8 protein-coding genes are annotated in these 8,549 nt (G+C 71.2%); all 8 read left to right on the plus strand.

What is annotated here, in order from left to right; all coding sequences use genetic code 11:
- Window positions 1-84: 84 nt before the first annotated feature.
- Window positions 85-1,488 carry an MFS transporter gene (locus ITI46_RS31505; protein ID WP_209243354.1) on the plus strand — a complete coding sequence of 468 codons (1,404 nt, stop codon included), beginning with the start codon at window positions 85-87 and terminating at the stop codon, window positions 1,486-1,488.
- A gap of 83 nt (window positions 1,489-1,571) precedes the next feature.
- Window positions 1,572-2,420: an FAD binding domain-containing protein gene (locus ITI46_RS31510; protein ID WP_209243348.1), complete on the plus strand. Its 849-nt coding sequence runs from the start codon at window positions 1,572-1,574 to the stop codon at window positions 2,418-2,420.
- The gene (locus tag ITI46_RS31515; RefSeq protein ID WP_209243349.1) at window positions 2,417-4,789 is read left to right on the plus strand and encodes a xanthine dehydrogenase family protein molybdopterin-binding subunit; all 2,373 of its coding nucleotides are present in this window, start codon (window positions 2,417-2,419) and stop codon (window positions 4,787-4,789) included. Before ITI46_RS31510 ends, ITI46_RS31515 begins: the two co-directional genes overlap by 4 nt.
- Entirely contained in the window at window positions 4,786-5,325 is a 540-nt protein-coding gene (locus tag ITI46_RS31520; RefSeq protein ID WP_247746891.1) for a (2Fe-2S)-binding protein, read from the plus strand. Before ITI46_RS31515 ends, ITI46_RS31520 begins: the two co-directional genes overlap by 4 nt.
- Window positions 5,316-6,038 carry an SRPBCC family protein gene (locus tag ITI46_RS31525; protein WP_209243350.1) on the plus strand — a complete coding sequence of 241 codons (723 nt, stop codon included), beginning with the start codon at window positions 5,316-5,318 and terminating at the stop codon, window positions 6,036-6,038. The genes ITI46_RS31520 and ITI46_RS31525 overlap by 10 nt, the downstream gene beginning before the upstream one ends.
- Entirely contained in the window at window positions 6,038-6,727 is a 690-nt protein-coding gene (locus ITI46_RS31530) for an isochorismatase family protein (RefSeq protein WP_209243351.1), read from the plus strand. Before ITI46_RS31525 ends, ITI46_RS31530 begins: the two co-directional genes overlap by 1 nt.
- An 11-nt stretch (window positions 6,728-6,738) precedes the next feature.
- Window positions 6,739-7,599 (plus strand): alpha/beta fold hydrolase, encoded by an 861-nt coding sequence (locus ITI46_RS31535; RefSeq protein WP_209243352.1) that lies wholly within the window; start codon window positions 6,739-6,741, stop codon window positions 7,597-7,599.
- A 74-nt stretch (window positions 7,600-7,673) separates the two neighbouring features.
- The gene (locus ITI46_RS31540; protein WP_209243353.1) at window positions 7,674-8,444 is read left to right on the plus strand and encodes a maleate cis-trans isomerase family protein; all 771 of its coding nucleotides are present in this window, start codon (window positions 7,674-7,676) and stop codon (window positions 8,442-8,444) included.
- Window positions 8,445-8,549: the final 105 nt, after the last annotated feature.

The following is an 8,549-nucleotide window of genomic DNA, read 5'->3' on the forward strand; positions in this document are numbered from 1 at the left end:
CCCCTGCCCGCTCCCCTTCCGGTTTTCCCTCCCCCGATGTCCGCCCGTACGGGCGCGTCCCCCTCGAACCCCCGTGGAGTGAACGTGAAAACAGGCGACCAGATTGTTCAGGACCTTCCCTGGAGATGGGGTGTCCAGGGCAAGATCTTCATCATCGGCGGCCTCGGCTACCTGTTCGACGCCTACGACATCGCCCTCAACGGCTTCCTCATGCCGCTGCTGGGTGAGCACTTCGACCTGACGCTCTCCGAGCGCGGCCTGGTGGCCACCGTCAATCTGGTCGGCATGGCCGTGGGCGCGGTGACCTGGGGTGCGATCGCCGACCGTATCGGCCGCAAGCGGGCCTTCAGCGTCACACTGCTGGTCTTCGCGCTGTTCTCGGTGCTCGGCGCTCTGGCCCCGAGCTACATACTCTTCCTGGCCCTGCGCTTCGTGGCCGGTGTCGGGCTCGGCGGGTGTATTCCCGTCGACTACGCGCTGGTTGCGGAGTTCTCCCCGAGGAAGTACCGCGGGCGCATCCTGACGGCCCTGGACGTGTGGTGGCCGATCGGTGTGACGCTGTGCGGTCTGGTGTCGACGGCCATGCTGACGCTCGACAACAACTGGCGGTGGATGCTCACCACCATGAGCATCCCGGCGCTGCTGCTGTTCTGGGTACGCCGGGGCGTTCCCGAGTCGCCGGTCTACCTCAGCAAGAAGGGCAGAGAGGCCGAGGCACGCGCCGTCATCGACGATCTGGTGACCCGTACCGGAGCGGCGGCCGAGCCGTATGTCGTCTCCGCCCCGGCCGAGGACGCCGGAGCGAAGGGTCCCCGGGCCGTGCTCGGGCAGCTGCGCGACATCTGGAAGTTCAGCCCGCGCATCACCTCCGCCGCCTGGCTGCTGTTCGCCACCGTCATGCTGGTGTACTACGCGGCGCTGAGCTGGATGCCGTCCATCCTCAAGGAGGAGGGCCTGGGTGACACGGCCGCCTTCATGAGCACCACGCTGATGAGCGGCGTCGGCATCATCGGCGTCCTGACGTCCACGGCGCTGGTGGATCTGGTCGGCCGGAAGTGGCTCATCGGCATCACGGCGCCGCTCGCCTCCCTCGCGCTGGTGGTGTTCGCGCTGCTGATGGACATGCCGACCGGTTCCGTGGTGGCCATCGGGGTGTTCGGCTTCCTGATGCAGCTGACGATCCCGGCCATGTACGCCTATGTGTCCGAGCTGTATCCGACGCTGCTGCGGGCCAGCGGCTTCGGCTGGGCGTCGTCCTTCAGCCGGGTGCTCACAGGCTTCGCACCGCTGCTGTTCGGTTCGGTGATGTGGCCGCTGCTGGGGCTGCCGCTGACCTTCTCGGTGCTGGCCCTGGCCGTGGTGGGGGCTGTCGTGTGGACGGCCGTCGCGGCTCCGGAAACCAAGGGCCGGGCGCTGGACGACGACGCCGAGGACACGGCGCAGGTCCCACCGGCCCCGGTGCCGGCACCGGGCAAGGCGGTGGTCTGAAGGTCCCCCGGCCGGGCGGGCACACCCGCCCGACGGCACAGCTGCCCGCCGGACTCCGTACGACAGGAGACGACAGGAGAGATATGAAGCCCGCTCCCTTCCGCTACCACCGGGCGCGCGATGTCGAGGACGCCACGGCACTCCTCGCCGAGCTGGGCGACGAGGCCAAGGTCATCGCCGGTGGCCAGAGCCTGGTCGCGATGATGAACTTCCGGCTGGCCCGCCCGGCACACCTGGTCGACATCGGCGGCCTGCGCGAGCTCGACCACCTCGGCACAGATGCGGGTGGCGGGCTGCGTATCGGGGCACTCACCACCCACCACACGGTGGAGACCGCCCCGCCGCAGCAGCTGGGAGCGGGCTTCGACATCATCCGTGCCGCCATGGCGTGGATCGGCCATCTGCCGATCCGCACCCGCGGCACGGCCGGCGGCAGCATGGCACACGGCGACGCGACCGCCGAGTGGTGCCTGCTCGCCGTACTGCTGGACGCCGAGCTCGTGGCCCGGAGCCCGCGCGGACAACGCCGTGTTCCGGCACGGGAGTTCTTCTTCGGCTACTACACGACCGCGCTGGACCCCGACGAAATCCTCGTCGAGATCGTCTTCCCGCATCCAGCCCCTCATGCGGCGCTCACCGAGTTCGCCGAGCGCCGCGGGGACTTCGCCGTCGTATCGGCCGCCGTGAGCCTGGAGGCCGAGGGCCGGGCCGTGCACGGCGGCCGGGTCGCCCTCGGCGGCGTGGCCGCGATGCCGGTGCGGGTCCCGGAGGCCGAGGCGGTGCTGGCCGCGGGCGGCTCCTTCCGCGACTGCGCCGAGGCGGCTGCTGCCGCCGTGGACCCGCCGGGGGACGCCAACGGCAGCCCCCACTACCGCAAGCATCTCATCCGCACCCTGGTCGAACGCGCCTGCGAGGAGGCGATGTCCCGATGAAGTCCACCACGCAGGACCGGCTGGTCGGCAGGTCGGTGGCGCGCCGCGAGGACCCCCGGCTGCTGACCGGGAACGGCCGTTTCGTCGACGACATCGAGCTGCCCGGAATGCTGCACGCGCAGTTCGTCCGCAGCACGGTCGCACACGGTCTGATCACCGACATCGATCTGACGCACGTACGCCGGGTGCCAGGCGTCGTTGCGGCGTTCACCGCCTCCGACCTCGGGCTGGGTGACATCACGGCGCAACTCGACCGCCCGCTTTCCGAGTTCGTGCCGACCGCGATGCCCGTCCTCGCCCGCGACCGGGTCCGCTACGCCGGTGAGCCCGTCGCCGTCGTCGTCGCCCGCGATCCCTACGCCGCCGAGGACGGTCTGGAGGCGGCCAAGGTGACGTACGCGTCGCTGCCGCCCGTCACCAGCGAGGAGCAGGCCCTGGCTCCCGGCGCCGCGCTGGTGCACGAGGAGGCCGCGCACAACACCCTGGTCGATGTCTCACTGTTCGCCACCGAGGGTATCGACGGGATCTTCGACAAGGCCCCCTGCGTGGTCCACGTCGAGACGAGGACCGGCCGGCAGAACGCGCTGCCGCTGGAGACCCGGGGTGCGGTGGCGCAGTGGGACGCGCGGGAGGATCAGCTCGTCCTGCACACCTGCACCCAGATCCCGCACCAGGTGCGCACCGTCGCCGCACGCTGTCTGGGTCTGGACGAGCGCGCGGTGCGTGTGATCGTCCCGGACATGGGCGGCGGATTCGGCCTCAAGTGCGTGGTCGGCCGCGAGGAGATCGCCGCCGCGGCAGCCGCACTGCGGCTGCGCAGGCCGGTCAAATGGATCGAGGACCGCAAGGACGCGCTGACCGCCTCCTTCCTCGCCCGCGAACAGCACTACACCGCGCGGGCGGCCTTCGACGCCGACGGGCGGATTCTCGGCCTGGACGCCGACGTGGTGTGCGACATGGGTGCCTACTCCTGCTACCCGTTCACGGCCGGCATCGAGCCCCTGATGGCCTCCGCCGAGATGCCCGGCCCCTACAAGGTCCCCGCCTACCGGGTGCGCGGCCGGGCCGTCGCGACCAACAAGGCGCCGACCGCCCCCTACCGGGGCGTGAGCCGCCCGCAGTATGTGATGGTCGTCGAACGGCTCATGGAACGCGCAGCCCGCGAACTGGACCTGGACCCGGTGGAGATCCGGCGGCGCAACGTCATCACCGCCTTCCCCTACACCGGCGTCAACAACGTCACCTACGACCCCGGCTCCTATCTGGAATCCCTCAACCTGTGTGAGCAGACGCTCAAGGAGGCCGGCTGGTACGACCAGCAGGCCGCTGCCTGGGCCGGGGGACGGCACATCGGGATCGGCTACAGCTGCTTCAGCGAGCGCACCGGCTACGGCTCGGCGGCGTTCGCCGCGCGCAAGATGGAGGTCGTGCCCGGCTTCGACCTCTCCGAGGTCCGGATGGACACCAGCGGCGCGGTCACCGTGACCACCGGCACCATGAGCCACGGCCAGAGCCATGAGACGACCATGGCGCAGATCGTCGCCGACACGCTGGGCGTCGACATCGCCAAGGTCAAGCTGCACCAGGGCGACACCGACCGCATCACCTACGGCTGGGGCACCTTCGCCAGCCGGTCGATCACGGTCGGCGGCAGCGCCGTACGCCGCGCCGCAGCCAAGCTCGGCGACAAGCTCCGCGCGATCGCCGCTGCCCAGTGGGGCGTCCCGCCGGAAGGGGTGGAACTGGACCGGGGCCGCGTCCGCCTCCGCGCCGAACCCGAGGCGGAGCTCAGCTACGCGCACCTGGCCGGCATCGCCCACCTCAAGTCCCATCTGCTGCCCAAGGACATCGAACCCGGCCTCACCGCCACCGCGGCCTTCGACACCGATACCGACGGCACCTTCTCCAACGCCACCCACGGAGTCGTCGTCGAACTGCACCAGGGCACGGGCCAGGTGGAGATCCTCGCCTACGTCTGCGTCGAGGACTGCGGTGTGGCGATCCATCCGCAGGTCGTGGAGGGCCAGTGCCGCGGCGGCATCGCCCAGGGCATCGCGGGAGCCCTCTTCGAGCAGATCACCTACGACGCGCAGGGCGAGCCGTCGGCCACCAGTTTCATGGATTACAAGGTGCCCACAGCACACGAGATCCCCGACGTGACCATCCACCACCTGGAAACCCCGTGCGCCTTCACCGAGACCGGGGCCAAGGGCGCCGGAGAGGGCGGCACCATCGGGGCCCCGGCCGCCGTACTCAACGCCGTCAACGACGCACTGCGCGCCACCGGCACCGAACTGGACAACACCCCCGTCACTCCGGAGACGGTCCACCGCGCCCTGACCTCACCCGTACTGGAGCAGACACCATGAACGACACCGGCGGTATGGGCGACGACGTCCAGCTCCTCACCCTCGACGTCAACGGCACGTCGTACGAAGTGATCACCCCGCCGCGCCGCACCCTGGTGGACGTCCTCCGCCACGATCTGCGGCTGACCGGCACCCACGTCGGCTGCGAGCACGGCATCTGCGGAGCCTGCACCGTCCTCGTGGACGGGCTCCCGGTACGGGCCTGCCTGATGTTCGCCGCGCAGGCGGAGGGCGCGCGGATCAGCACCGTCGAGTCCCTCGCCGACCCCGGCAGCGGTGAACTCGACGACCTGCAGCGGGCGTTCACCGAGAACCACGGCCTGCAGTGCGGGTTCTGCACCCCGGGCTTCCTCATGCTCGCCCAGGGGTTCCTCGCGGAGCGGCCAGAGGCGACCAAGGAGGAGATCCGGGAGGTCGTCGCCGCGAACCTGTGCCGGTGCACCGGTTACCAGACCATTGTCGAGGCGATCGACGCCTGCGCGACCGCCCGGCGCGCCCAGCGGGCCGCGGGCACCGAGGAGACATCATGCAACTGAGCAACACCGTTCCCGTCAAAGCCGCGCCCGACGCGGTGTTCGCCCTGCTCAGCGACGTGCAAAGAGTGGCGTCCTGTATGCCGGGCGCCGCGCTGGAGGGCCGGGACGGCGACGCCTGGCGCGGCGCCGTCAAGGTCAAGGTCGGCCCGATCACGGCCGCCTACGCCGGCAGCGTGCGCTTCCTGGAGACCGACGCCGGGAAGCGGTATCTGCGCGTACACGCCAGCGGCAGCGACACGCACGGCAGCGGCGACGCCGAGGCCGAGGTCCGCCTGGAGGTGCTGCCGGCGCCGGACGGCTCGCGGCTGAACCTCACCACCGATCTGGTGATCCGCGGCAAGATAGCCCAGTTCGGCAAGGGCGCCATCGCCACCGTGTCGGACCGGATTCTTCAGCAGTTCGCCCGCAACCTCGGAGACCTCCTCACGCAGGGCGGCCCGACGGCTGGGGCGGCCGCCGCCGCGGCTCCCGGCGCCTCCGCAGCGCCCTTGTCCGAGGCGGCTCCCGGCGCCTTTGCACCACCGTTGTCCGGTGCGGCTCCCGCAGCCTCCGCCACCCCGGCTGCCGCGACCGCCACCCTGTCCGCAGCGCCCTCGGCCGAGCTGAACGGGCTGTCGCTGATCGCCGTCCCGCTGCTGAAGAAGTACGGGCCCCTCGCCGCCGCCTTCCTGTTCGGGTTCCTCCAGGGCCGGCTGCTGGGCAGGGGGCGATGATGACGGGGCTCTACGGTGCCGGCACCGAAGACACCTACGCCCAGGCCGGTTTCGGCGCTCCCGTCCGGCGCGGCAGCCGCCCCGCGATCGTCGTGGTGGACCTGACCCGGGGCTTCACCGAGGACGCGTATCCCCCGGGTGCCGACCTGACCGATGTGGTGGCAGCGACCACCCGCCTGATCGAGGCGGGGCGCCCGGCAGAGGTACCGGTGATCTTCACCGCCATCGCCTACACCGAGGCCGAGTCGCGCGGCGATTCGATCGCCTGGCTGCACAAGGCCCCGGGCATGCGCGCAATGGTCGAGGGCAGCGATGCGGTGGCCATCGACCCGCGGCTCCCGCTGCGGCACGGGCACGATCTGCTGCTGATCAAGAAGGGCGCCTCCGCGTTCTTCGGCACCCACCTGGCCGCCACTCTGACCGCACTCGGCTGCGACACCGTCGTGGTGTGCGGCGCCACCACCAGCGGCTGCGTACGGGCCACCGCCGTGGACGCCGTCCAGTCCGGGTTTCCGGTGCTGGTGCCCCGGGCCTGCGTGGGCGACCGCGCGGACGGGCCGGCGCAGGCGGCGCTCTTCGACATCCAGGCCAAGTACGGCGACGTCATCGGCCTCGACGACGCCCTCACCTACCTCAGCTCACTGTCCGCGGCGACCGACCCGCGTGCCGCCCGGCGAGCACGCTCGTGAGGAGAACACCCGTGTCCCAGCGATCCGTCCTTCAGTCCGGGCTCGCCGACCTCGCCGACGTGCCCGCCACCAGCCGATGGGTGCGCTCCGGCGATGTCCGGCTGCACGCCCTCGACTACGGCGGCGACCTGCCCCCGCTCGTCGTCCTCCCCGGTATCACCAGCCCCGCGATCACCATGGACTTCGTCGCCCGCGAACTGACCGGCCTGGTCAGGCCGGTGGTACTGGACGTACGCGGCCGGGGACTGTCCGACGAGGGCCAGGGCTACGGGCTGGAGGAGTACGCCGATGACACCGAAGCCCTGATCACCGGCCTGGGCCTCGAACAGCCGCTGCTGCTCGGCCACTCCATGGGAGCGCGGATCGCCGCCGTCGTCGCGGTCCGGGGCAAGGTGCCGCTGCGCGGGTCGGTCCTGGCGGACCCGCCGATGAGCGGCCCCGGCCGCGGTCCTTACCCCACCGGCCAGGACGCCTTTCTGCGGCAGCTGTCCGAGGCGCTGCGCGGCACGGACGCCGACGAGGTGGCCCGCTCCTGGCCCAGCTGGCCCCGCCGCGAGCAGGAGCTGCGGGCACGCTGGCTCTCCAGCTGCGCCGAACAGGCCATCGTGGCAACGCACCACGGATTCGAGCACGAGGACTTCTTCGGCTGGTGGCCCCGCGTCCCCGGGCCCGCGCATCTGCTGTACGGCGCGGACAGCCCCGTCGTCACGGCCGCCGGGGCGCAGGAGGCCGCCGAGAGCAATCCGTCGGCTCCGCTGCACCGGATTCCCGGAGCCGGACACATGATCTTCTGGGACGCTCCGGAGGCCGCGCTCGCGGCCCTGCGTACGGCCCTGACCACCATGCTTTCCCGGCCTCGCAGCGGCGCCTAGCCGCTTGACACCGTGCCCCCCTGCGACCCCGTCCGACGACGACCGCCGCACACTCGACCGGAGGAACCCATTCCATGACGGACCATCACATCGGTCTGATCGTGCCCAGCTCCAACCTGACGATGGAAACCGAACTGCCGCGGATGCTGAACGCCCGGGAGGCCGTCGAGCCCGGCGACCGCTTCGTGTTCCACAGCAGCAGGATGCGGATGAAGCACGTCACCCCCGAGGAGCTGCGCGGAATGAACGCGCAGACCGAGCGGGCCGCCCTCGAGCTGGCCGACGCCCGGCCCGATGTCGTCGCCACCGCCTGCCTGGTCGCCATCATGGCCCAGGGACCCGGGTACCACTGCACGGCGGAGGACGAGATCACCTGCGCGCTGCGTGCCGAAGGCGCCAAAGCCCCGGTGGTCTCCAGCGCCGGTGCCCTGCTCAGCGGCATCAGCGCGCTCGGCGCCCGGCGGGTCGCCATCATCACGCCGTATATGAAGGAACTGACCAGCCTGGTCGTCGGCTACATCGAGGACACCGGCATCGAGGTGGTCGACGCGCTGAGCCTCGAGGTGCCCGACAACCTGGCCGTCGCCCGCCTCGACCCCGCCGGTCTGCGCGAGCACTGGCGCCGCCTCGACCTGCGCAGAGCCGAAGCGCTGGTGCTGTCGGCGTGCGTGCAGATGCCGTCCCTCGACTCGATCCAGGCGGTGGAGGACGCCGCGGGGCTGCCTGTGCTGTCGGCGGCCACATCGACGGCGTACCGCATCCTGACGGAGCTCGGTCTGCCCCCCGTCGTACCGAACGCGGGAAGCCTGCTCAGCGGGCGGGTGACCGGCCCGGCAGTGAGCTGAGGTCCTGTCCGTGAGCTCAGGCTGCGAGCTGAGGCCGTGAGCAGTCCGTGGCAGGCCCGGCACCGGGAGGAGTGGCTGACGTGCCGTACTGCCCCTCCCGCCGGC

Origin of the sequence: Streptomyces oryzae (assembly GCF_017676365.1) — a bacterium.
GTDB classification, from domain to species: domain Bacteria; phylum Actinomycetota; class Actinomycetes; order Streptomycetales; family Streptomycetaceae; genus Streptomyces; species Streptomyces oryzae.

What these genes read in the sequence shown, in the direction of transcription:
- ITI46_RS31530 (WP_209243351.1), top strand. Translation starts at nt 6,038, where the DNA reads ATGACGGGGCTCTACGGTGCCGGCACCGAAGACACCTACGCCCAGGCC.
- ITI46_RS31515 (WP_209243349.1), top strand. Translation starts at nt 2,417, where the DNA reads ATGAAGTCCACCACGCAGGACCGGCTGGTCGGCAGGTCGGTGGCGCGC.
- ITI46_RS31540 (WP_209243353.1), top strand. Translation starts at nt 7,674, where the DNA reads ATGACGGACCATCACATCGGTCTGATCGTGCCCAGCTCCAACCTGACG.
- ITI46_RS31520 (WP_247746891.1), top strand. Translation starts at nt 4,786, where the DNA reads ATGAACGACACCGGCGGTATGGGCGACGACGTCCAGCTCCTCACCCTC.
- ITI46_RS31525 (WP_209243350.1), top strand. Translation starts at nt 5,316, where the DNA reads ATGCAACTGAGCAACACCGTTCCCGTCAAAGCCGCGCCCGACGCGGTG.
- ITI46_RS31510 (WP_209243348.1), top strand. Translation starts at nt 1,572, where the DNA reads ATGAAGCCCGCTCCCTTCCGCTACCACCGGGCGCGCGATGTCGAGGAC.